The organism is Staphylococcus sp. HMSC62A08, assembly GCF_001839105.1.
Classification (GTDB): Bacteria; Bacillota; Bacilli; order Staphylococcales; family Staphylococcaceae; genus Staphylococcus; species Staphylococcus caprae.
On record NZ_KV840039.1, the window covers coordinates 857,150 to 880,597 of the forward strand.

At 33.2% G+C, this 23,448-nt stretch carries 19 protein-coding genes and 2 pseudogenes; 7 read left to right on the forward strand and 14 right to left on the reverse strand.

From position 1 onward, the window contains the following. Positions 1-66: 66 nt before the first annotated feature. From HMPREF3264_RS10080 to tagG, 11 genes and pseudogenes are all read right to left on the reverse strand, one after another. Entirely contained in the window at positions 67-1,083 is a 1,017-nt protein-coding gene (locus HMPREF3264_RS10080; protein WP_070873234.1) for a FecCD family ABC transporter permease, read from the reverse strand. Then, entirely contained in the window at positions 1,080-2,084 is a 1,005-nt protein-coding gene (locus HMPREF3264_RS10085; RefSeq protein WP_070873235.1) for a FecCD family ABC transporter permease, read from the reverse strand. The genes HMPREF3264_RS10080 and HMPREF3264_RS10085 overlap by 4 nt, the downstream gene beginning before the upstream one ends. A 27-nt stretch (positions 2,085-2,111) precedes the next feature. Further along, on the reverse strand, positions 2,112-2,909 hold the full coding sequence (locus HMPREF3264_RS10090) for an ABC transporter ATP-binding protein (protein ID WP_002441326.1): 798 nt from the start codon (positions 2,907-2,909) through the stop codon (positions 2,112-2,114). 356 nt (positions 2,910-3,265) lie between these two features. Next, positions 3,266-4,099: a YitT family protein gene (locus HMPREF3264_RS10095; protein ID WP_002441324.1), complete on the reverse strand. Its 834-nt coding sequence runs from the start codon at positions 4,097-4,099 to the stop codon at positions 3,266-3,268. A 212-nt stretch (positions 4,100-4,311) separates the two neighbouring features. Next, positions 4,312-4,403 (reverse strand): annotated as a pseudogene (locus tag HMPREF3264_RS12660) (hypothetical protein). A gap of 214 nt (positions 4,404-4,617) precedes the next feature. Continuing rightward, positions 4,618-5,847: a NupC/NupG family nucleoside CNT transporter gene (locus HMPREF3264_RS10100; protein WP_070873236.1), complete on the reverse strand. Its 1,230-nt coding sequence runs from the start codon at positions 5,845-5,847 to the stop codon at positions 4,618-4,620. A 302-nt stretch (positions 5,848-6,149) separates the two neighbouring features. Beyond that, positions 6,150-7,877, reverse strand: a complete 1,728-nt coding sequence (locus HMPREF3264_RS10105) for an ABC transporter ATP-binding protein (RefSeq protein ID WP_070873237.1) — start codon at positions 7,875-7,877, stop codon at positions 6,150-6,152. 484 nt (positions 7,878-8,361) lie between these two features. After that, entirely contained in the window at positions 8,362-8,760 is a 399-nt protein-coding gene (tagD, locus tag HMPREF3264_RS10110; RefSeq protein ID WP_002441318.1) for a glycerol-3-phosphate cytidylyltransferase, read from the reverse strand. Positions 8,761-8,911: 151 nt separating this feature from the next. Beyond that, a complete protein-coding gene (locus tag HMPREF3264_RS10115; RefSeq protein ID WP_070873238.1) occupies positions 8,912-9,976 on the reverse strand; it encodes a glycosyltransferase family 2 protein in 1,065 nt (354 codons plus the stop codon). Continuing rightward, positions 9,973-11,067, reverse strand: a complete 1,095-nt coding sequence (tarB, locus tag HMPREF3264_RS10120) for a teichoic acid glycerol-phosphate primase TarB (protein WP_070873239.1) — start codon at positions 11,065-11,067, stop codon at positions 9,973-9,975. The genes HMPREF3264_RS10115 and tarB overlap by 4 nt, the downstream gene beginning before the upstream one ends. Positions 11,068-11,233: 166 nt before the next feature. After that, positions 11,234-12,046: a teichoic acids export ABC transporter permease subunit TagG gene (tagG, locus tag HMPREF3264_RS10125; protein ID WP_002441312.1), complete on the reverse strand. Its 813-nt coding sequence runs from the start codon at positions 12,044-12,046 to the stop codon at positions 11,234-11,236. Positions 12,047-12,438: 392 nt separating this feature from the next. On the opposite strand from tagG, the gene tagH reads away from it, so the two are divergent. From tagH to HMPREF3264_RS10140, 3 genes are all read left to right on the forward strand, one after another. Further along, positions 12,439-13,233: a teichoic acids export ABC transporter ATP-binding subunit TagH gene (gene tagH, locus HMPREF3264_RS10130; protein WP_037541157.1), complete on the forward strand. Its 795-nt coding sequence runs from the start codon at positions 12,439-12,441 to the stop codon at positions 13,231-13,233. 108 nt (positions 13,234-13,341) lie between these two features. Beyond that, on the forward strand, positions 13,342-13,704 hold the full coding sequence (locus tag HMPREF3264_RS10135; RefSeq protein ID WP_037541156.1) for a Na-translocating system protein MpsC family protein: 363 nt from the start codon (positions 13,342-13,344) through the stop codon (positions 13,702-13,704). Positions 13,705-13,906: 202 nt separating this feature from the next. Next, on the forward strand, positions 13,907-14,932 hold the full coding sequence (locus tag HMPREF3264_RS10140; protein WP_070873240.1) for an NAD-dependent formate dehydrogenase: 1,026 nt from the start codon (positions 13,907-13,909) through the stop codon (positions 14,930-14,932). A gap of 442 nt (positions 14,933-15,374) precedes the next feature. On the opposite strand, the pseudogene tarA reads toward HMPREF3264_RS10140, so the two are convergent. After that, positions 15,375-16,184: pseudogene (gene tarA, locus HMPREF3264_RS10145) on the reverse strand (N-acetylglucosaminyldiphosphoundecaprenol N-acetyl-beta-D-mannosaminyltransferase TarA). Positions 16,185-16,361: 177 nt separating this feature from the next. Here tarA and HMPREF3264_RS10150 point away from each other — a divergent pair. After that, positions 16,362-17,108 (forward strand): M50 family metallopeptidase, encoded by a 747-nt coding sequence (locus tag HMPREF3264_RS10150; RefSeq protein WP_070873241.1) that lies wholly within the window; start codon positions 16,362-16,364, stop codon positions 17,106-17,108. A gap of 53 nt (positions 17,109-17,161) precedes the next feature. Here the strand turns inward: HMPREF3264_RS10150 and HMPREF3264_RS10155 are convergent, their stop codons facing one another. After that, positions 17,162-17,809: a metal-dependent transcriptional regulator gene (locus tag HMPREF3264_RS10155; protein ID WP_070832559.1), complete on the reverse strand. Its 648-nt coding sequence runs from the start codon at positions 17,807-17,809 to the stop codon at positions 17,162-17,164. A 121-nt stretch (positions 17,810-17,930) separates the two neighbouring features. Between HMPREF3264_RS10155 and HMPREF3264_RS10160 the strand changes: the two genes are divergently transcribed. The 3 genes from HMPREF3264_RS10160 to mntC are packed head-to-tail and all read left to right on the forward strand — an operon-like array spanning position 17,931 to position 20,439. Beyond that, the gene (locus HMPREF3264_RS10160; protein WP_070873242.1) at positions 17,931-18,686 is read left to right on the forward strand and encodes a metal ABC transporter ATP-binding protein; all 756 of its coding nucleotides are present in this window, start codon (positions 17,931-17,933) and stop codon (positions 18,684-18,686) included. Continuing rightward, positions 18,680-19,516, forward strand: coding sequence for a metal ABC transporter permease (locus HMPREF3264_RS10165; RefSeq protein ID WP_002441296.1), 837 nt, complete (start codon positions 18,680-18,682; stop codon positions 19,514-19,516). Before HMPREF3264_RS10160 ends, HMPREF3264_RS10165 begins: the two co-directional genes overlap by 7 nt. Next, positions 19,513-20,439 (forward strand): manganese ABC transporter substrate-binding lipoprotein MntC, encoded by a 927-nt coding sequence (mntC, locus tag HMPREF3264_RS10170; RefSeq protein WP_002441293.1) that lies wholly within the window; start codon positions 19,513-19,515, stop codon positions 20,437-20,439. The genes HMPREF3264_RS10165 and mntC overlap by 4 nt, the downstream gene beginning before the upstream one ends. An 841-nt stretch (positions 20,440-21,280) precedes the next feature. On the opposite strand, the gene HMPREF3264_RS10175 is transcribed toward mntC, so the two are convergent. Continuing rightward, positions 21,281-23,320, reverse strand: a complete 2,040-nt coding sequence (locus HMPREF3264_RS10175; protein ID WP_070873243.1) for a cation:proton antiporter — start codon at positions 23,318-23,320, stop codon at positions 21,281-21,283. Between the last annotated feature and the right edge of the window lie 128 nt (positions 23,321-23,448).

The window sequence follows — 23,448 nt, forward strand, 5'->3', positions numbered from 1 at the left end:
TTGTTTGAAATATATACAAAAGCCGCCATTAAAATCGATTTGATTTTAATGACGGCTATAACAAATTTATACGCTTTTTGTTCTATACATGAGATATAAGAAGTATGGTGCTCCAATAATGGCAACAACAATTCCTGCGGGCACGCCAGATGGTTGTAAGATGACTTTTCCTAATGTATCAGAGAATACAAGTAAAAATGCACCAACTAAAATCGCTATAGGTAAGAAAAGTTGATGACGAGGACCCACGATGCGTTTAGCAATATGAGGTCCCATTAAACCAATAAATGAAATCGCACCAGCAACGGCTACAGCTACTGAAGATAAGATAACAGCGATAAAGAACAAGATTATTCTTTCACGTTCAACTTTAATACCCAATCCTTTCGCTATATGTTCATGCGTATTAATAATATTTAATTCATTAGATTTAAATAGAAGATACGGAACAATGACGATCATCCATGGAATAAATGCGATAACAAATGTCCAATCGTCTCCCCATATACTACCTGCAAACCATGAGGCCATAAACTCAGATTGATCTTCATCAAATTTTGACATCAGTGTTATAGAGCCCCCATATAGTGCGGTTTGCATACCAACACCGATCAATACCATACTTGCAGGAGTTAGCCCATGATATTTATTGATACTGAATACGAATATCACTAAAGCTGTAGCAATGCCACCAATTAAACTGATCACTGGTAATGCGTATACAAAGTTATCTGGCTTCACTTGACCGATTGTCACAAATAAAGCAATCGCGAAACCACCGCCTGCATTAATACCTAGAATACCAGGTTCTGCAATAGGATTCTTTGTTACACTTTGAACAACAGCACCACTCAAACTTAATGCAGCACCTGCTAAAATCGTAATAAGCATTCGAGGTAAACGGAAATCGATAAGGATGAGCAAATCTGTATAATCGCCTTGGCCTAATAGTGTTTTGAAGAAGTTAGACACTGGAATCTTATATTCACCAGAAGCGATACTCCATGTACATGCTACAAAAAGTAGAATAGCAAATATGATGAAAGTAATGATTTGCTTGCGTCTTAATCTAGGATCTATCATATTGAGCGCCCTCCTTTTTTAACAAGGTATAAAAAGTACGGCACACCAATAAATGAAATAATCGCTCCTACTGGGGCTTCACCTAATAATCTTGCAAGCATATCGGCAATCAGAACTAAAATGCCTCCAAATAATGCTGTAAGTGGAATGACTTTAGAATAATCTGTACCTATAATAAAACGAACAATATGTGGCACCATCAAACCTACAAAGGCAATTTGGCCAACCATCGCAACCGCTACGCCAGCAAGTATCATAGATAAAATCATACTTATCCCACGAATGACTGAAACATTTTGACCTAAACCTTTAGCGAGTGATTCACCTAAATTTAAAATTGTAAGTTGTTTACTAATTAATAAAATAATAATTAATGTAATGATAACAATGGGGCCACTCCATATTAATTGTCCCCATGTCGTACCAGAGACGCCCCCTGCACTCCAAAATGTTAGTGACTGATTTAACCTAAATACAAGTGCAACACCTTGGCTTAAAGCTGTAAGCAACGCACTGATAGCTGCACCTGCTAAAATGATTCTCATCGGGTTAAATCCATCTCGTCTAGAACGTCCTATCATTAAAACGATAAAACCACCGAGGAATGCACCTAGAAACCCTGAAACCATTAATAATAAAAACGGCGCTTCTGGGTAGAAGGCATAAGTCATCGCCAGCCCAAACGTAGCGCCTGAATTCAAACCTATTAAACTCGGATCAGCAAGTCCATTTTTTGTAACACCTTGGATAACTGCACCAGAAACCGCTAAAGCCATACCAACTAATACTGCACCTAAATCTCTAGGTATTCTAATTTCGCTAATAATATTATGATCTTGATTTTTTGGATTATAATTGAAAATTGCATCAAAAATAGTTGGAATACTAACATGTGCTTTTCCAAATATAATAGAAAGAAATAGTGCTAGAATTAGCACTATTATACTTCCTATTATGAGAGAAACGAACTTGATGTTTTCATTTTTATTTTTTTCAAACATGGTTATTTATCCCTTTTGCCTTCCCTATTACGAATACGTCTTGCAAAATAAATCATAAGTAACAAGGAGGGGTTTACCAGTTCGTGGATCTTGATCAAGAACAACATCAATATTAAATACTTTTTCTAAAATGTCTTTCGTAAGTACTTCTTGTGTTGAGCCATTTGCAACGATATTTCCATCTTTCATTGCAATAAGATGATCTGAGAAACGAATTGCTTGATTAATATCATGTAATACCATCACGATCGTACAGCCTTGTTCTTCATTTAATTTTTGGACGAGTTCTAAAATTTCTAATTGGTGGCAAATATCTAGATAAGTGGTAGGTTCATCTAAAAAGATAATATCAGTACGTTGTGCTAGAGCCATTGCTATCCACACACGTTGTCTTTGACCACCACTTAAGTCATTAATTGAACGATGACGGAAATCACTTGTTCCTGTAACTGTTAACGCCCAATCAATTTCTTTTTTATCTTCAGCTGATAAACGACCAAAGCCTTTTTGATGTGGGAAACGTCCATAAGAAACTAACTCACCAACTGTTAAACCATCAGCAACTTCAGGTGATTGAGGTAAAATTGCGATTTTCTTAGCAATTTCTTTTGTGGATTGCGCGTGAATACTTTCGCCATCTAAATTAATTGCGCCATCTTTAATGGATAATAAACGAGATAGCGCTTTGAGCAATGTTGACTTCCCACAACCGTTTGGCCCAATAATAGAAGTCACCTTACCATCTGGTATTTCTACATCTAAATTATTAATAATCGTAGTGTCTCCATAACCAATTTTCACTTGTTCTCCGTTTAAACGACTCATAGTTCCCCTACTTTCATTTATAAATAATGCATTTATATCGTAAAAACATAGTATTTTCGTTAAAAGTTTATCGTTTATTTGATTACCAACTGTAATTGATAATCATTATCATAGACTATATTATAACATCTCTATTCAAGATTGACTAACAAATATTGATATGAATTGTTTAATACATTTTAATTTTTTCGAAAACTAGCCTAACGAAAATGAAGTTTCAACGAGAAATTTAATACTAAATAGATGATTAAATTATGGTTAAAAAATTAAGCTCTAAGACAATTTCTTAAAATCATCTTAGAGCTAATATTTCAGGATTAATATCCAATCCAAGTGTCATTTTTATTTGAATTTATTTATTCATCTACTAAAAATCCATTACCATACACATCACGTACATCGTGAATAACGAGAAAAGCATTTTCGTCAATATTTCTAATGATACGTTTTGCACGTGAAACTTGTGTTTTAGAAATCACTACATAGAGCACATCTTTTTCTTCGCGCGTATAATAACCATGGCCGTTTAAAATTGTTAAACCTCTACCCACTTGTTCATCGATTGCTTTTGCAACTTCATCAGGTGTACTTGAAATAATTGTCATTGCCTTTTTCGTATTGAGTCCTTCAATCACATATTCCATTACTTTCGTTCCAATATATAGCGAAATCACTGTGACAAGTGCTTTATCTAATGATATTTGAGTTAGTGAAATCAATACCACAAGTAAATCAAAGAATAGTAATGCATAAGGTGTACTAATATCTAGATATTTATTAACAATTCTTGCTAAGATTACTGTACCAGCAGTAGTTCCGCCTGCTAATACAATAACTCCTATACCGACGCCGATACATATTCCACCAAATACTGCGTTAACAATCAAGTTACCAGTATGAACATGCCAAGATTCTGTTAAATCTAAAAATATGGAAATAAGAATCGTCGCAACGATCGTTAAATACATGCTGCGCTTACTCAAGTACTTATATCCAACTATGATTAAAATAGCGTTGACTACAAAGTTAGTAATCGCAGGTGATAAATGGAATGCATAATATAACACAATCGCTATTCCGGTAACGCCTCCCTCACCTAAATTACCAGAAATAATAAACGCATTAACGCCTGCTGAGAATATGAATGAACCAGCAATAACTAATAATATATCTCGAATTGTTTTATTCATTCAATCACCCCTTTAATTTTCTCTCATGTATCAAAATGGTAGCATACGCTTATAATTTCTCACAATAATATACTCACAAATAATTTTATTTTTAAGAAAAGCATTAATTATAGAACACAAATAAATTATTTTTTTATCCATACTGTGCTAGCTCGTAAAAAAACAGGTTAATAAAACGCCAATAGACAAATAAATTTAAATTTTCTGAATTTTTAATTTACTTTTAAAGAAAGGTCTGCTATAATGATTTTAACTTCTTGAAAGAGAAGTTATCTCCTTTGTGTTGTTTATAGTAACAAAACAAATTTTGCTCGAAGTACTGTGACAGTACCTAGTCCTTACCGTTACAAGTACATTAATATTCATTTCCCATAAAAGCCAAGTATAAGAAGTGTCTCCTCACTTTCTATACTTGGTTTTTATCATTTTCCCAAATATACCTCATAAATTACAAAAGAGTGAACGTTCGCTACCTACGACGTTCACTCTTTTTCATACTCTATTTATTAGAAATCATATTACCAAGCAAATAAACCTACAAATGCTGCAGTAAGTAATGACACTAAAATACCTGCAAGAAGCATCATCGGTACATACTTAGATACAAAATCTGATGTCTTCTTATCAACAATTCCTTTTAACGTACCTACAATCATGCCAATCGTCGAGAAGTTCGCAAATGATACTAAGAACGTTGATATCACAGCACGATGATGTGGTGAGAATGAATTCACTTGTTTAGAAATCTCACCCATAACAACGAACTCATTAGTTACAATCTTCTTAGCCATTTGTTGTGCGACCTCCCATGCTTCATTGAAAGGTAGACCTAATAATAAAGCAAATGGATACATGAAGGCGCCTAAAATTTGGTTTAGACCAAAACTTCCTTTCCAGCCAAAACCATGAGCAATTAGACCGGTAATCAGATTAATGAAACGATCGATTAAGTCTGCCAATGCGACGAAACTAATAACAAATGCGATTATAATAAGTACTAATTTACCTGCTGCTAAAACTGAATCTCCTAAGAAAGAGAAGAAAGGTTGACGTTCGACTTGATGATCTTTAATGCTATAGATGATATCTTCTTTTTCTTCCACTGAAACAGGATTCAGAATAGACGATACAATTATTGCGTTGATAATATTAAGTGGTATCGCTGTCAGTACAAGCTCACCAGGAATCATTTGTACATAAGCTCCGACAATCGCACCTGAGACTGAACTCATAGACATCATAGCTACTGTCAGTACACGCATTTCGTTCATACGTTTCAGTTGTTCATTAGATACAGCCAACGCTTCAGTATTTCCTAAGAACATCATTTCAACACCAAAGAATGACTCGAATTTAGGCTGACGTGTAATCTTCGCGAGCACCCAGCCAATTCCACCTATAATCTTTGGAAGTATATTGAAATACATTAATATATCAAATAAAGGTACGATAAGTAAGATAGGAAACAGGGCACTTACAGCCATATCCATTTGCTTTCCAGATGTGAAGCTTTTGAAAGCGAATCCTGTACCCTGATGCGCGGATTCTATGACCCAAGCAATACCATTTGCCGCGCCTTTAACTCCATTTCTTCCCCAATCAAAATAAATAAAGAACCATGCTAAGAATAAATTCAAAATAACTAAGATTAATATCGATTTCCATTGGATATTTTTGCGATTTCTTGAACATAACACAGCCACACCAAGAAAGACGATTAACCCAATGATATTAATTAATAAAAACATTTGGCACCTACCTATTTAATATTTGTCATTTATATATTTATTTAAAACTCACTCAAAACTGTAAGACCATCAAATATTTAATCATAATTATCCCTATAAATATTGAACAATATAAGACTTTAATATTTTGAAAACGTTTGTTTTCCGTACTATTTGACATTATGTATATAAAAAGTTCTCTTAATCTTACAAAATTCATTATACCACTTGTAAATTTGGGTTAAAATAACGATTTTACAAAATATTTACGTAAATAATACTAAAAAAACACGCTCCACATTTTCGTGGAACGTGACTTGATGCTAATCTGATAATTTTTGAGATGTAACAAAGTTTTTATATTTTTCATGGGATTGCATTAATTCTCCATGTGTACCTTTACCAGTAACTTGACCTTTATCAATGAAAATAATTTGACCTGCTTTTTTAATAGTAGAAAGACGATGCGCAATCACAACAGTTGTTCTACCTTCCATTAATGTTTCAAGTGCTTCTTGAATCTTAACTTCACTTTCACTATCTAAGTTAGCGGTAGCTTCATCTAATAAAAGAATATCTGGATTCTTAACGAAACTTCTAGCTATATCAATACGTTGACGTTGGCCACCAGATAATTTAAGTCCTCGTTCACCAACCATAGTGTCATAACCTTCATCGAACTGCATAATGAATTCATGACAATTTGCTAATTTGGCATATTCAATTAATTCTTCGTCTCTTACTTCTCTATTAATACCATATAAAATATTGTCTCTAATCGTACCGCTCATCATTGAGTTAGACTGCATCACGTAACCGATTTTAGTACGCCATTTTGATAGTGGAATATCATAAATACTACGGTCGTTATATTTAATGTCACCACTTTCAATCTCATACATACGCTCAATTAAATTGAAAATAGTACTTTTACCTGAACCAGAAGGTCCTACAAAGGCACTTACTTTACCTTGAGGTATATCAAATGATACATCATCAAGAATCTTCTTGATGTCATATTTGAAATCTACATGTTCAAAGCTTAATTCACCATCTTCTACAAGGTCATTTTCAGACTCAGATAGTGCTTCAGTTCGTTCAATTGGCTCTTGCATGATTTCATAGATACGGTGACTTGCTCCGACTGCTTTTTTATAATCTGTAACCAAAGTAGACAGATTGATCAATGGCATAGATAATTGAATCACATAGAAAATCATTGCAATTAATGTACCTGGTGTAATAGCACCTGTTCCGATTTCTAATGCACCAAATCCAAGAATAATCGCAATCGTAAGTAACATCACGACGCCTGAGATTGGTTGAACAATTGCTGAAATTTTAGCTTGTTTTAAACCTAGATGATAGATTTTCTTTAAATTTACATGTGCATTATCTAACTCTAATCTTTCAGTATTAGAAACTTTAACCAGTCTCATTTCAGTTAACACTCTACCAAGTAAACCACTAAAATTAGCGATTTCAGTTTGTGTATTTGTAGAAATTCTTTGCATCACACGTCCTAATGGGATCATGATAAAGACAAATACTGGTATGGTGATAAAGGTTAGCAATGTTAATTTCCAATCCATGATAAATAACATGATTAATGAACCTATTAAAGTTAATACAGATGGTAATAAATTAGGTAACTTTTGAGAAATAAATTCATTAATAACCTTTGTGTCATCAGTGAGACGGCTCATTAATTGACCACTTTCGTTTTTATCAAAGAACGGCATTTTTAATTGGATGATATGTTCCCACAATATTGATCGAATGGCATATATAATTTTCTCACCAATTTTACTGAGTAAGTATAGACCAACACCACTCAGCAATGCATTGACTAAGAAAATTGCACCAAAGATAGCTATCATGCCCCAATTCATACTACTTACAGAAAATTTATCAACTAAACGTCCTGTAAATAGAGGCACTAATAAACCACTTAAACTTCCTAACGAAGTAATAATGACCGCTGCAATGATTAACCCGTATGGCCACGAAAGCCTTTTAAATAAGAAAAATAAAGGGTTTTGTTGTTTCATTTGTTATACCTCGTCTTTAATTGTCATATTTTCATTTTGCTCAATCATACTATATATCCATCTCAATCCCAAATAATAAAGTGATTCGCAATTTATTTTATTAAAGAAAACATTTAGCTTCATTGGATAGATTTATTCTTAAAAATAACTAGCACTTACTCATATATATACGAGGCTGGGACCTTTAACATTTATGCTCTGGAAAACTGATTAACAGCGTCCCAAAAGCAGGGTTTTCGGCAGTAACACTCACAATTCGACAAAATTTGAGAAACAATTTTGCTCACTGTTCGGTCCTGATCAAATCCTAAACTCTTTTGTCCCGACCTCTTGTTCTACGTTCATTATAACTATGTTCTTCGTAATTGTTATTATAACACCTTTTGATTGAACTGACGAAAGTGTTTCCCTATTCTTTTATACTTTTAAATAATAAAAAACAGACATACCATCTTTGGATAGTACATCTGTTTGATATTCTAAATTATTTCGCGTCTTTACCATATAATTCTTGTTTAATCTTAGTAGTTGAGATTCCTTCTGTACGATTAAGATAAATCACTTCACATTTATCCTTTAAGAAATCAAATTCGCCTTCCCAATCGTGGCCCATAACAAAGACATCAACATCAAAGCGATCAACATCTTTTTCTTTTTGACCCCAACCTTCTTCAGGAATCACTAAATCAACATAACGAATTGACTCTAGCATCATTTTACGTTGTTCATAATCATAATAAGACTTTTTATTTTTGATTTGGTTGAATTCATCTGTAGAGAGTGCAACGATAAGGTAATCGCCCATTTCACGTGCTCTTCTCAATAATTCGATATGACCATAATGTAACAAATCATATGTACCATAAGTAATTACTCGTTTCATGATACGTATTCTCCTTAACTTAAAATTTAATAAAAATTTACAATCTTAATGTAGCATAAATATTTAACCCTTACCATTAATTCAATAATAGTTGATAACTTGGTTTTTCACACCATAAATGTGCTCTAAACCGTAATTTAATGTTTATTGACTACTTTCTCAACACACGCTTGAGTGATTGCTTCCCTGAAAATGATACACGTTTCGGTAGCACTGACACTTTAAAGCGTAAGTAACCCGGACGTCCGATGCCTACTTCACTTAAAGCCTTCCTCCACTGTTGATACAAATCCTTTGTCCAATTTGTCGCGCTTTGTTCAACAGCTCTAACAATTCTAAACATGGCATTTCCGGAATAATGTGTATGTTGCATGGAATGAATATATGATATCACGCTATCCATCAATGATTGCGTCATTTGGCTATTCTTCATTAAGTGCGCTTGAATGAGATAGCTGACAATTAAATTATCCATTCGATAACTATAATATGTCTTTTCACCAGTCAATAATAATAAATCCATCACACGTTGGCGCACCTTCAAAGCATCTTTCATATAAGGTAAAAACGTATCAGCGCGTTGAGCAGTGACTGACCCTTCTCTCTCATTATATCCATAAACGATGTTAGGTATGAGTTGAATATCTCGTGCTTTAGAAAATGCCCTCACAATAAATGTATGTTCCTCACAAAATACGACATCTTCATCAAAACGTAATCCTGCGTACTTAGCACTGAACAACTTCGCTCCAGGGCCAATGGATTGCATAATTTCAGGCTTACGATCAAGTGTAACTAACGCATCTTCCACTATATCTTCATGAGTAGGAATCACTTTCCATTCCCCATTTACACCTCTAGCAATTTGTCCTATCACTACGTCCGTTTCTTCATTTTTCTGAAAGGCTTCTACCAATAAATCAATTCTACTTGGTAGAAATTCATCATCTGCATCTAAGAACAGGAATCCTTCAACGTCATCAGACATTGCATCTAAACCAACATTTCTACTACGTGCTGCACCTTGGTTATCTTGATTAATGACCTTAATATTTGGATGTACTTTTTGAAGTTCTGTAAGAACGCGTTTCGTATTGTCAGTCGAACCATCGTTAACACATATAATCTCATAATCTGATTGAGTATCAACTGAGAGTATCGCACGTTTTATCGTATCTTCAGCATTATACGCCGGAATAATTATTGCTAATTTCATTGTTTCACCAACTTATTTATAAAATTAACTAACTGGCTTAAACTTGCTTTCGTATTATATTGATGCCAAGAGTGAAATAGAGGTTGAAATTCTTTCTCCGCTTTCCCTAATGCCTGAATTAAACTTGTTTCATCAGCAAATTTATATTTTTTCGGAATTTCATAATAGAAAGGATTTAAACCTCTTACTTTTTCATAGTCTTCCTCATCATAGTTATAAAATAACGTAGGTTTATTTAATAGACTAGCTTCAATAGGCAATGAACTGTAATCACTTATAATGACATCTGCCATCACCATTAATGAAGCAACATCTATATCTTGAGAAGTATCTCTTTCGCTAATGGAAGGATGCAAGTGACTCATTAGTGTATATTCTGGTAATTGTTGCTCAAATATTTCTTTATTTATTGTTCGATTTGCAACCTTCGATTCTCTATATGTCGGTACGTAAACAGCTAATTTGTTCTTAATATGATACTTCTCTTTTAATCTTTGTTGTTCTTTTTCAATATTCATATTCAAATATTTCACTAATCTAGGAAGTCCAAACTTTAACATTTGTTCAGGTTGAGCTTCAAACGATACTTCAAAACAACGGGCCATTTCATCTCCGCCTACCAAGTAATAATCTGTTGCATTATAAACACGTTTATATTGGTTGACCATCGCTTTATTATTCAAATCAACTTGGTGATCAGTAAGCCCAAAATCTTTGAGCGCTCCCGCAGCATGCCATGTTTGAATAACTGTTTGTCCTTTTTTCTTATTATATCCACCCATCATTAAGTAATAAGTGTCGATAACAATCACTTTTGCTGTACTTAACGCTTTCATGTGACTCACAATATTTTTATTCCCCGCTGGAATGAACGTTGTATTTTCCAAGCCTTCAATAAGTGAGTGATCTTGTATTTTACCAATAATTGTTAAGTGATAACCCTGTTGATGAAGCGCTTTGATAATCGGAAGTACATCCTGCTTGAAGGTCATCATCATAACAATATGGTCACGCTTTAACTTTAGTGGCTTATATATCATATTTAATAGCGTAATCATTATCATATATACTTTTTTAATTAGAATTCTCATGTTTTCACCGTCTTTAATAACTCAATCGTATTTCTAAATTATAAACGATTCTCTCTCACTTAGAAAATGATAGCCGCCACTTTCACGCTCGTAAATAAGTCTTAGATGGTTTCATTTTCAAAAAATGCCTCGATCCTAAATGGACCAAGGCAATTGATATATAGTATTACAAGAAATCAGCAAAATGATCTCTATAACGTTTATGAAGTATTGAACCAATAATAAAGAATACGATGATGATGCAAATGTTATATAACATCAACTTCCAATGGTCGATAAAATACCACTGATGGAATAAAATTGCTGCACGATATGACTCAGCGATAAAGTACACTGGATTAAACATCATAATTTTGTGAATAATGCCACTTACACCATGGTTCTTTGGTACCCAAAGAATTGGAGACATATAGAACAATATTCTCATTAATGCTTGCATGATCATTTGCGTATCTCTAACAAGTATCCCTAATGTAGACGTTAAAAGTGCTACAGATGATGTTAATAAATATGCAAAAGGCACATAAATCAATAATTGTATAATATGAATGGTAGGAAAAATCCCTTTAAACATACATGCTATGATTATAATGACTAACAGTCCTAAATGACCATAGAATCTACTTGTAACAATATATGTTGGAATAATTGATAAAGGGAAATTCATTTTAGCAACTTGATTAAATTTTTGTGAAATAGATTTGGTACCTTCAAGTACCCCTTGGTTAATAAAGAACCACATACTAATTCCTACGAGCAACCAAAATACAAATGGAATACCATGAATAGGTGCGTTACTTCTAATTCCTAGACCGAAAACAATCCAGTAAACCATAATTTGTAAGGCAGGATTTAAAATTTCCCATGCCATACCTAAATAGTTACTATGATTTGAGATTTTAATTTGAAATTGTGCCAGTCTTTGAATTAAATAGAAGTTTTTAATATGTTCTTTTAAAACAGTTCCAACTGCTGACATTAAACCCAACCACACTTTCTCAATGCAATAGAACACGATCTATTGTAAAACTTTAATAATGAGTCTTTTAAACTTACTTTTTCAATTTAACTTTATTTGAAATGATAGCTTATTGTTTATTACAAGCTTATTATATTATACAATCATTTACGTTAAAAACTGTAACGATCATCATCTTTAAATTTTATGTGTATAATAAGATGCTTAAAGGAATGACAAAATTTTTAATACATTCGTTCGATTCACATATTTCTTAAAATAAGTATATGATGATTTAAATTTTACTTAGTTTTAACAAAATCACCTATACACTTTACACCAGGTTAATAAATTTAACAACTGATGTGTTGTATATTATAATCTATACAAATGTATATAAGGAAGGTACCAAAATGAGTGTTTCGGTAAATATTGAAAATGTAACAAAAGAATACCGTATATATAGAAATAATAAAGATCGTATCAAAGATGCCTTAATACCTAAAAATAAAAATAAAACTTTCTTCGCTTTAGATAACGTTTCACTCACTGCCCATGAAGGTGATGTCATCGGATTAGTGGGCATCAATGGGTCAGGCAAATCTACATTAAGTAATATGATTGGTGGATCATTGTCCCCTACTTCAGGAGAGATCGAAAGACATGGCGACGTTAGTGTGATTGCCATTAATGCAGGTCTTAATGGACAATTGACAGGCGTTGAAAATATTGAATTTAAAATGTTATGCATGGGGTTCAAACGTAAAGAAATCAAAGAATTAATGCCAAAGATTATTGATTTTAGTGAATTAGGTGAATTTATTTATCAACCTGTTAAAAAATATTCAAGTGGTATGCGTGCGAAGTTAGGTTTTTCAATTAACGTCACTGTTAATCCTGATATTTTAGTTATTGACGAAGCATTATCTGTTGGGGATCAAACTTTCACTCAAAAATGCTTAGATAAAATCTATGAATTTAAAGAGGCTAAAAAAACTATATTCTTTGTTAGCCATAATATTCGCCAAGTTAGAGAATTCTGTACTAAGATTGCTTGGATTGAAGGCGGCAAACTTAAAGATTTTGGCGAACTTGAGGACGTCTTACCTAAATATGAAGAATTTTTAAAATCATTTAAGAAGAAATCAAAAGCTGAACAAAAAGCCTTTAGAAATGAATTAGACGAAACACGTTTCGTGGTCAAATAATTATTTTCAATTAATTTGAGCTTATCCCTTTTCAAAATACGAAACTCGTATTATGATGAAAATAAGAGTTACACAAAGTTGTCACAAATAAAGCGTAAATTAAAGAGGGTGACAGAGATAGTATCTAATAAGAAAACCCAACAATTTGCGAATTTAGTACGCTCTTACCGTAAATCTTATATTGGTAAAGGCCCAGAACAAGTTAAAGTCTTTTTCAAAGATAATTGGGCAGTTTGTCATATGTCTGGAAGTTTAAGTAAAGTTGAAAATTTTTATTTGCGAAATAAAGATTTTGAGAGTATGCTTAAATACGGACGTACTGAAGAAATTAAAGAATTATATAAACAAAATCCTCCTGTAGAGATGGAGGAACTTGTCGGAGCAAAATTCGTAAAACTTTTTACAGATGTTAATTTAGAAGACGACGAAGTAGTGTCGATTTTCGTTTTTGATAGATCAATTGAAGAATAAATTAAATATTACGGGATTGGTGTAAGGTACTCAGTGCTGTTTGCTAACCCACTTTGTTCGAATAATTATGTGAGTCATACATATATTTGAGGAGGTGGTTAAAACAAATAGGCTGAGTATTTTTTTATAAACGTTATAAGTGCTCTCATCATAGAATTACTAAAGTTTTAGTAAAAATTCTAAATTTAGGAGTGTATAGATTATGAAAATTGTAGCATTATTCCCAGAAACAGATGAAGGTTTAGATAACCAATTATTAAACACTGACAAAGCAATCGGTCTTAGAGAATTCTTAAAAGATTCAGACCATGAATTAGTTATCTTAAAAAATGGTGAAGAAGATTTAGATAAACACTTAAGTGACATGGACATTGTTATCAGTGCTCCATTCTATCCTGCATATATGACTAAAGAAAGAATCGAAAAAGCACCAAACTTAAAATTAGCTATCACATCTGGTGTAGGTTCTGACCATGTTGATTTAGATGCAGCAAGTAAACACGATGTAGGTGTTGTTGAAGTAACTGGTAGTAATACAGTAAGTGTTGCTGAACATGCCGTAATGGACTTACTTATTGTATTACGTAACTTTATGGAAGGACACCGTCAATCAGTTGAAGGCGAATGGGATTTATCTAAAGTTGGTAACCAAGCTCGCGAACTACAAAATAAAACAATCGGTATCTTTGGTTTCGGTCGTATTGGTCAATTAGTTGCTGAACGCTTAAAACCATTCAACGTAACGATTCAACACTATGACCCAATCAATCAAAAAGATAACGAAAACTCTAAATTTGTTGAATTCGAAGAACTTGTAAAAACAAGTGATGCAATCACTATTCACGCACCATTAACACCTTCTACAGATAACTTATTCGATGAAGATGTGTTAAGCAAAATGAAAAAAGGTAGCTATTTAGTTAATACTGCACGTGGTAAAATCGTGAACACTCAAGCATTAGTTGATGCTGTTAATAGTGGTCAAATTCAAGGTTATGCCGGTGACGTATGGTACCCACAACCAGCTCCAGCAGATCACCCTTGGAGAACTATGCCTAGAAACGGTATGACTATTCACTATTCAGGTATGACTTTAGAATCTCAAAAACGTATTGAAGATGGTGTTAAAGATATCTTAAATCGTTTCTTTAATAATGAAGCATTCCAAGACAAAGATGTTATTGTTTCTAGCGGAAAAATTTCAAGCTCAAGCTATACTGCTAAATAATTGCACTATAACGGAAAAATAAATGTTATTCTGATTCATTTTTGTTCAAAATAAAAACTCAACTATTTCAATAATTACAACCCTAACTACAAATGAAATATTAAAAAGAGGCATGGCTATTAAAAGCGCCATATCAGACTTAATAGTTACGATGTACTCTTTGTGCTTAAGTCAATGTCTAGAAGGCTAATGCGTTAACGTTATACCTTTCCCAAAAATCAAAATTGTTATTAGCCGTGTAAGTTCCCCTGTTCGCTTACACTAAGACATTGAACAAGCTTTCAACAACCTTGATATTATTTATAAATCTAATTACACACTCAATTACTTTCTACCCCTTCCCTGTGAAGTAATTGAGTAGTCAAAACCTTAAAATAATGTTATCCCTTTTCAAATAGAAAGAGAGAGGTGGCCTCCCTGAACCACCTCTCTCTATTTTTAATTATTTCGATTTCATTTTTCTTTTTTGTTTTGCTACTTTTAGCATAAATTTTGGAATACTTACCATTCTTCCAATTCTCTTCCAATCAATGAGTAATCTAAATACCCATTCAATATTTAGCTTTTGGAATAACTTAGGCGCACGCTTTTGGCACCACTTAGCACTTCAAAAGAACCTCCAACACCCATCATTACTGTTTGTTTAAATTTATCGTGATGCTTATGGATCCATTGTTCTTGTTTAGGGAAGCCCATCCCTACAAAAATATAATCTGGATTGAAACTTGTTATACGTTTGACGACCGTTTCATCTTCTAAATTGATGTAACCGTGATGATGTGCAAAAGTGACATCAGGATATTTTAAATTTAACTTACGTTCAGCCACTTCAATAATTTCATTTTTGGAACCAAGCAAATAAACACGTTGGTGCTTAGCATTAGCAATTTTTAAGCATTCTTCAAGTAATTCAATTCCTGGAACACGTCGTCTTAATGGTTCATTCAAACGTTTAGAGGCTTTAACAACCCCCGTGCCATCAGCTACAACATAATCTGCTTCATTGATTAAATCCATATATGAAGGGTGCTCTGTTGCATAAACTACAATTTCAGGGTTAGCTGTCACTATAAATAAGTTTTGATTTTCTTTTTTTTCAAAAAATGATTTAATATTTTTAGTCATTTCCAACATCGTCGTGTTGTTAAATTGAACACCTAGTATATTTACTTTACTGTTATTGAATTGCTCGTTATTCATCCCTAAAGCCCCACTTCACTTCGTGTATTATTCTATTTGTATTATTTATCATTAGAATTTTAATTACTTTCTCTTTAAAAATGTACGGTCTATTTTACCACATCGAAAATTAAACTAGAAATGTTTACGTCCTAATTTACATCTAAAGTCCAAAAGCCATAAACTACATTTTCATTTATAATAAATTTTAAGTGATTATAATAAAATCTATTACACGAGGTTCACATTCATGACATACCTAGAAAACTTTTTCACAACAGTCATTCATTTAAATATTTATTTAATCATATTGATAAGCATTGTATACATCGTCATTCATCAACATCGACATAAAAGTATCAATCAATTTTTAGATGTTTACCTTAATTATATTCCAGTTTTAACACATGAGTTCGGACATGTTTTATTTAATAGACTTGCAGGTGGACGCGCTAAAGATCTTGTTATTGTTACAAGTCCTAAAGAACGACAATCAACCTTGCAACAAGGCTACGCCATTACACAATCGAAAAGTTATCTTGGTCAATTCATTACAACCATTGGCGGCTATTTAATGCCACCCATTATGTTTTTAATCGGCTTAGTTGCAGCACATTATCAACAAACAAGTATTTTCCTAGTATCATATCTATTTATTTTTATTTACTTTTTAATTCTAACATCTCGTAAATTATCACCTATCATAGTCATATTGCTTATTGGAATACTGCTTTACTTATTATTCCAACATGATAATCAAATGATAATGTATGATATTGTGTCACTAAGTTATCATTTCATTTTAGGTGTCCTTTTAGGGGAAATTCTTCAATCCTCATGGACGATATTTAACCTAACCTTCCAACGCCCTAAGCCGAGTTGGGATGGCAGTGCTTTAACTGAGATTACTAGAGTCCCTACAGTCATTTATAGTGTGTTATGGATTGCCTTCAATCTCTATACAGTTTATCTACTTATCAAATATACGATTTTATAAAAAAGCTTAAGCTCTTAATGATTTACACATTTTTTCATTAAGAACTTAAGCTTTTATTGTTTGTCAGCAAAGATATTCATCGCATTCTCATAACTTAATATCGTCACTATATCGTTTCGTTTAATGATGATCACTTTGTTTGTGTCATCCTTTGAAACGATTTCGACTTCATTGCCTATATAAATGTCTTTACTGGAAAGATATACAAGTAACTCTGTTTTATCACGTACACGTCTCACTACAACATGATCCCCAGGTTCAAATTCTAATATAGATGTCGTATATAACTCTTTATATTGATGATCTCTTGGAATCACACCACCATGAGGACACGTTTCAGGATAATTCAATGTTTTATCTAAACGTTCTACAAACAAGTCGGAAATGCGGTGTTCGAGGATTTCCGCCTCTTGATGAACCTCTTCCCAGTTGTATTGTAAGATTTCTATTAAAAATAACTCCAATAATCGATGACGTTTAATGATATCGAGCGTTTGGTTGAGACCCGCTTCTGTTAAACGTGCACCTTTATAGTGTTTTGTTTCTACATAGCCTTCCTTTTCTAAGCGTCCTATCATTTCACTGACAGATGGTGGTTTAATATTTAGAAATTGAGATAATTGTTTATTTGACACAAAGGATACATCGCCGTCATTCGTTAAAATTGCTTTCAAGTAATCCTCTTTTTCTTCAGTTAACATCATTTCACCTCACACGCATTCACCTTATTGTATCATGAATTCACTTGACATGTTAAAACTTCAACGTTTATTATAAAATAAATTAGGTTAACCTAAACTTTTAATTAGGAGGTTATAATTTTTGTTAAAAATAGACCAATTAAATCTATTTCTAGGGAAAAAGCATGTACTTAAAAATGTCTCTTTCTCTTTACCTATAAGTGGTGAAATTGTTGGCATCGTTGGTCCTAATGGCGCTGGAAAATCGTCATTACTGAAAGCTTTTATTGGGGAATTTAAAGCCACAGGGACAAAGTTGCTATATGACCGCCCTATACATACTCAACTAAGATATATCACATACATTCCTCAAAAAGCACAATTAGATTTAGATTTTCCTATCAAAGTAGAACAAGTTGTGCTTTCAGGTTGCTATCAAGTCATCGGATGGTTTAAAAGACCAGAAATCACCGAAAAGACTAAACTCAATCAATTACTCAAAGATTTAGAATTAGACGAGTTACGTCATAGGCAAATTTCTCATTTAAGTGGTGGACAATTACAACGTGTACTTGTCGCAAGAGCATTAATGAGTGATAGTGATATCTACTGTTTTGATGAACCCTTTGTTGGCATCGATATTTACAGTGAACACCTCATCATGAATAAGATTAGACATCTTAAACATTTAGGGAAATTAATTTTGATTGTGCATCATGATTTATCAAAAGCTGAACAATATTTCGATCGTATTTTATTGCTCAATCAGACTATAAGATACTTATGCGAACCTAAAGAAGCGTTATCTTCTGAACGTTTAAATGCAACATTCATGAATTTTGATAATCATTTATCACCACTTGAATCTACACAAGGGAGTGCGTGTGTTAAATGTTAGACTTCTTTAATCATTTGTTAAGTTATCAATTTTTAAATCGTGCATTAATCACTTCTATTCTAGTAGGGATTGTGTGCGGTACAGTGGGAAGCATTATCGTTCTTAGAGGACTATCATTAATGGGAGACGCTATGAGTCATGCCGTACTACCTGGCGTGGCATTATCATTCCTCTTCAATATTCCAATGTTTATCGGAGCATTAGTGACAGGAATGATCGCAAGTTTATTTATCGGTTTTATCACTTCTAAGAGTAAGACAAAACCAGATGCTGCTATAGGGATTAGTTTTACAGCTTTCCTAGCTACAGGAGTCATTATTATTAGCTTAATTAACAGTACAACTGACCTATATCACATTTTATTCGGTAATTTACTTGCCATTACGAATCAATCATTTTGGACAACAATCATCATCGGTATAAGTGTGATTACACTCATTATTATATTCTACAGACCTTTAATGATTTCTACCTTTGATGAAACATTTAGCCGAATGAGTGGACTAAACACTACATTAATTCATTACTTCGTCATGCTCTTACTTGCACTTGTAACAGTCGCAAGTATTCAGACCGTAGGAATTATCCTTGTTGTAGCTTTACTCATCACACCTGCTTCAACAGCATTTCTAATCAGTAAGCAGTTGTACAGCATGATGATTATTGCAAGCATCATTAGTGTAGTAAGTTCAATTATCGGATTGTACTTTAGTTATATTTATAACGTACCAAGTGGCGCAACAATCGTCCTTTGTACATTCACAATTTACGTAATTACATTAGCTAGCACTAGAATTATAAACAGACAGAAAAGAGGCGCTTTAACTTGAAGAAAATCTTTGCTTTAGCATTAGCATTTATCATGATTCTTGCAGCATGTGGGAATCAGCACAATGAGCATAGCTCTCATGGTGGTAAGTTACAAGTTGTAACAACAAACTCAATTCTTTACGACATGGTTAAGCATGTTGGTGGCGATAAAGTGGACGTTCATAGCATTGTACCGGTCGGCCAAGACCCACATGAATATGAGGTGAAACCTAAAGATATCAAGGCGCTCACTGATGCTGATGTCATTTTCTATAATGGATTAAATCTTGAAACTGGTAACGGTTGGTTTGAAAAGGCACTTAAACAAGCAGGAAAGTCTACGAAAGATAAGAGTGTGATCGCAACATCTAAAGACGTCGATCCTATTTATTTAAATGGTGAAAATGGCAACAAGAGCAAACAAGATCCACATGCATGGTTGAGTTTAGATAATGGTATTAAATATGTTAAAACAATTCAACAAACTTTAATTCATTATGATAAACAACATCAATCAACATTTAAAAAGCATGGTAAAGCCTATTTGGCTGAACTTGAAAAGCTAAATAAAAATAGTAAAAACAAATTCGATGATATTCCTAAAGATCAACGTGCCATGATGACAAGTGAAGGTGCATTTAAATACTTTGCTAAACAATTTAACGTCAAACCAGGTTACATCTGGGAGATTAATACTGAGAAACAAGGAACTCCGGGACAAATGAAACAAGCGATTCGCTTTGTTAAAGACAATCACTTAAAACATCTATTAGTCGAAACAAGTGTTGATAAAAAAGCGATGCAAAGTCTATCTGAAGAAACAAATAAAGATATTTACGGAGAAGTATTTACAGATTCTATTGGTAAAGAAGGAACAAAAGGAGATTCATACTACAAAATGATGAAGTCCAATATCGATACAATTCATGGCAGCATGAAGTAGTAGAGGTATATAGAAATATTTAGAATTCTCGGATGAACATATTTAGTCTATGTCACTATCACTTCCGTTCATACATTTAATACTGGACGCACAATAAAATGTGATGTGACTACTTACAACTATTCAATGATTATGTTCATCCTGAGTGATTCTAATGTATCAAACATACATATGTTGTAAGAATATAACTAGCAGTCCCATATCGTGTGTTTTTCATTTATATTACCCTCCTATAATATAAACTACATCTTTTTACACACGATATGGTGGTGTTAGTTAGGAGTATATTTCGCACAAACATAATAGAGCCCCACTCTCTCACTAAAAAATACGGAGTTATAATCACTGCGAAAACAACTCAAGCATTACTTTGTTTCTGAGCGATAAACAATAGTAATGTTACTAACAACATGTACTACTGTTACTTAACATCTATAACATCCCTCAAGTAGTACATAACAGTTCTATTCAACTCTGAGTAGTTACTGAAGCCACAAATAATCACTTGATGTGATAGCTTCATCTATCACTAAGCTATCTCCATGGTATTTTTAATCCTCCCCCATGGAGTACCCAGTTGCACTAATTATGTTGAGATTAGTGCAACTTTTTTTATTTTGCATTTATACGTGAATCATAAAATTTAAATGCCAATTAAATTAAAAAATACGAAGTAGAATTTCCGTAATAATCAAAACATACAATAAGCAACGTAGAATTGAATGTATAAAAAAGCAATAAAATGGATTCTAGTTGAAACCATCTTATTGCTCATATCATAGTTATTCATTTCTCTATCCCATCAATATTTACAGATTAAGCTATCGTTTTTTAAATAAGATTATGTCTTACTATCAACAATAACCATTTCGTCATAGTTGATGGATTCTCTTAATTTCAACGCTGTACCTTCTGTAATTTCTTCATCTTCAATTAACTCTCGTAAAACGCGACGTTGCTCTCTTAAAGCATTTAACTTAATTCGTGTAATGGTATCTTCACTTGGAGAATTAAAGAAATTATTCGGCGTTAAGTTGTCAATACGCATGAGATAACCATCACAAATCATACCTACTTCTAACTTGTTATCTGTTGTCGCTTCTTTTGAAAGTCGACTTACTACATTATAGTGAACTAATTTATTAATCTTACCTAATTCGAGCAAGTTATCCGTTACGCTTAATGATGATGCTGAATTAATTTTCGTTTTAACACGACGTTTTAATAACATTCCTCTTAATGCCACCATAATTCTTCGGAAGAGTGAGGCTTGCTTATACACTTGCGTACGTTCAGCATAGCGCATATAGTTTTCAAGCACACTATCAGTAATGTCTCCATCATCAACAAGTTTTTCCAATGTCTTAGTCTCAACATTAAAGGCAATTTTTTGAAGTCGTTCTAACTCTTTAGAGTTTTCGTCTTCTTTTTCAACCGTTTTAAGAAACGTGAGTTTATCGTGATATTCTTTAATCACATTGCCATAACGATAACTTGTTTCAAACGTTGATTTTTGATTTAAGTAATCTATGACATGCTCTAAAATATATACTCTGGCTTCTTTGAACGTCATATTTCCTACTTTCACTTTAGGTTTATCTGGCGTTACAAGAGGGAGTAAAACTTGAGCAATCACTAAACTAATAATAACCATGCCAGATGCAATAAATAATAAATCATTTCTAAATTGGAATGAGTGATGATCGGCTAAGTAATAAGGTAATGTTAACGCGATAGCTAATGAAATTGTCCCGTGTACCCCACAGAGCGTCATAATCAGTGCATATAAGCTTCTCTTAGGTTTTTTCTCTGTCTTTTTATCATCATCGTCTTTAGAAATCATTTTCTGGAATGGACTGACTGATAAATAAAAATAAGGATAAAGGACATAGACCCATACAAATCTAAACAAGTATACTGCTAAGGCCACAAGTACTGTAATCACGATTAAGAATAATAAATTGTGTGGTTCAGTTTTAATAATCTTCACAATGACTTCAGGAACTAAGAATCCTAGTATTGAAAAGACAAAACCATTTAAAACGTAACCTAAAATATTCCAAGTATGGTTATAACTCATCTGTAACTGCGTACGCGTTTGAGCGATACGATCACGTTCAAAGCCATGTACAAGACCTGCAACGACCGGCGCAATAATACCAGATGCATGGAAAAGTTCAGCAATGATATAGGTTACAAATGGTGTTAATAATTGAATAAAGGTAAACATATTAATGTTTTCAATACCGCGTCGCATTAATGTGAGACGGAATCGAACAAGTGCCATACCTATAAGTAGACCTACAATTGCACCACCAATAGATGCGATAAGAAATTGTTGAACTGCATCGAAGATTGAAAACGTACCTGTAATTAAAACGCCAACAGCAATTTTAAAAGAAATGATACCGGCTGCATCATTAAGTAGTGATTCACCTTCGAGAATCGTTAACGACCCTTTTGGTAATACCTTCCCATTTGTAATAGCTTGGACTGCAACCGCATCAGTAGGACATAATATTGCTGCAATCGCAAATGCAGCGCCAATTGGTAAATCCGGCCAGATCCAATGTACAAATAGACCTACCCCAATGACTGTTGTAATAACGAGACCTAAAGCCATCATCATTACAGGTTTAATATACTTTCTTAAATGTACTCTTGAAACATTAACCCCTTCAACGAATAATAACGGCGCGATAAGCGTTACCATAAACAACTCAGAGTCAAAGTTAAATTGTACTGGAATTGGAGTGAGGTATAACAACATCCCAAGAACGATTTGGATAAATGCAAGAGGTACTTTAGGTATGAAAGTATGGACAAAGGAGCTTACAATAACTACTGTAGTAAAAATGAGTAAAGTTTCAAATATCTCCAAACTTTCACCTCTCTATTAATTTTTAATTGAAAATTAAGTAATAAATATCAAATATAAATGTCTCTCTCGATGTTGAAAATTAGAGTGGTGCATCAACTAAATGATTTACAAACGAGGAAGTAAATAAG

Bases quoted from the DNA above. Each gene is read 5' to 3' on its own strand.
- HMPREF3264_RS10100 (WP_070873236.1), bottom strand. From the start codon at position 5,847: ATGTTTTTATTAATTAATATCATTGGGTTAATCGTCTTTCTTGGTGTG.
- tagH (WP_037541157.1), top strand. From the start codon at position 12,439: ATGAGTGTTTCGGTAAATATTGAAAATGTAACAAAAGAATACCGTATA.
- HMPREF3264_RS10105 (WP_070873237.1), bottom strand. From the start codon at position 7,877: ATGAAACAACAAAACCCTTTATTTTTCTTATTTAAAAGGCTTTCGTGG.
- HMPREF3264_RS10155 (WP_070832559.1), bottom strand. From the start codon at position 17,809: ATGTTAACTGAAGAAAAAGAGGATTACTTGAAAGCAATTTTAACGAAT.
- tarB (WP_070873239.1), bottom strand. From the start codon at position 11,067: ATGAGAATTCTAATTAAAAAAGTATATATGATAATGATTACGCTATTA.
- tagD (WP_002441318.1), bottom strand. From the start codon at position 8,760: ATGAAACGAGTAATTACTTATGGTACATATGATTTGTTACATTATGGT.
- HMPREF3264_RS10090 (WP_002441326.1), bottom strand. From the start codon at position 2,909: ATGAGTCGTTTAAACGGAGAACAAGTGAAAATTGGTTATGGAGACACT.
- HMPREF3264_RS10150 (WP_070873241.1), top strand. From the start codon at position 16,362: ATGACATACCTAGAAAACTTTTTCACAACAGTCATTCATTTAAATATT.
- tagG (WP_002441312.1), bottom strand. From the start codon at position 12,046: ATGTCAGCAGTTGGAACTGTTTTAAAAGAACATATTAAAAACTTCTAT.
- HMPREF3264_RS10165 (WP_002441296.1), top strand. From the start codon at position 18,680: ATGTTAGACTTCTTTAATCATTTGTTAAGTTATCAATTTTTAAATCGT.
- HMPREF3264_RS10095 (WP_002441324.1), bottom strand. From the start codon at position 4,099: ATGAATAAAACAATTCGAGATATATTATTAGTTATTGCTGGTTCATTC.
- HMPREF3264_RS10085 (WP_070873235.1), bottom strand. From the start codon at position 2,084: ATGTTTGAAAAAAATAAAAATGAAAACATCAAGTTCGTTTCTCTCATA.
- HMPREF3264_RS10140 (WP_070873240.1), top strand. From the start codon at position 13,907: ATGAAAATTGTAGCATTATTCCCAGAAACAGATGAAGGTTTAGATAAC.
- HMPREF3264_RS10115 (WP_070873238.1), bottom strand. From the start codon at position 9,976: ATGAAATTAGCAATAATTATTCCGGCGTATAATGCTGAAGATACGATA.
- HMPREF3264_RS10080 (WP_070873234.1), bottom strand. From the start codon at position 1,083: ATGATAGATCCTAGATTAAGACGCAAGCAAATCATTACTTTCATCATA.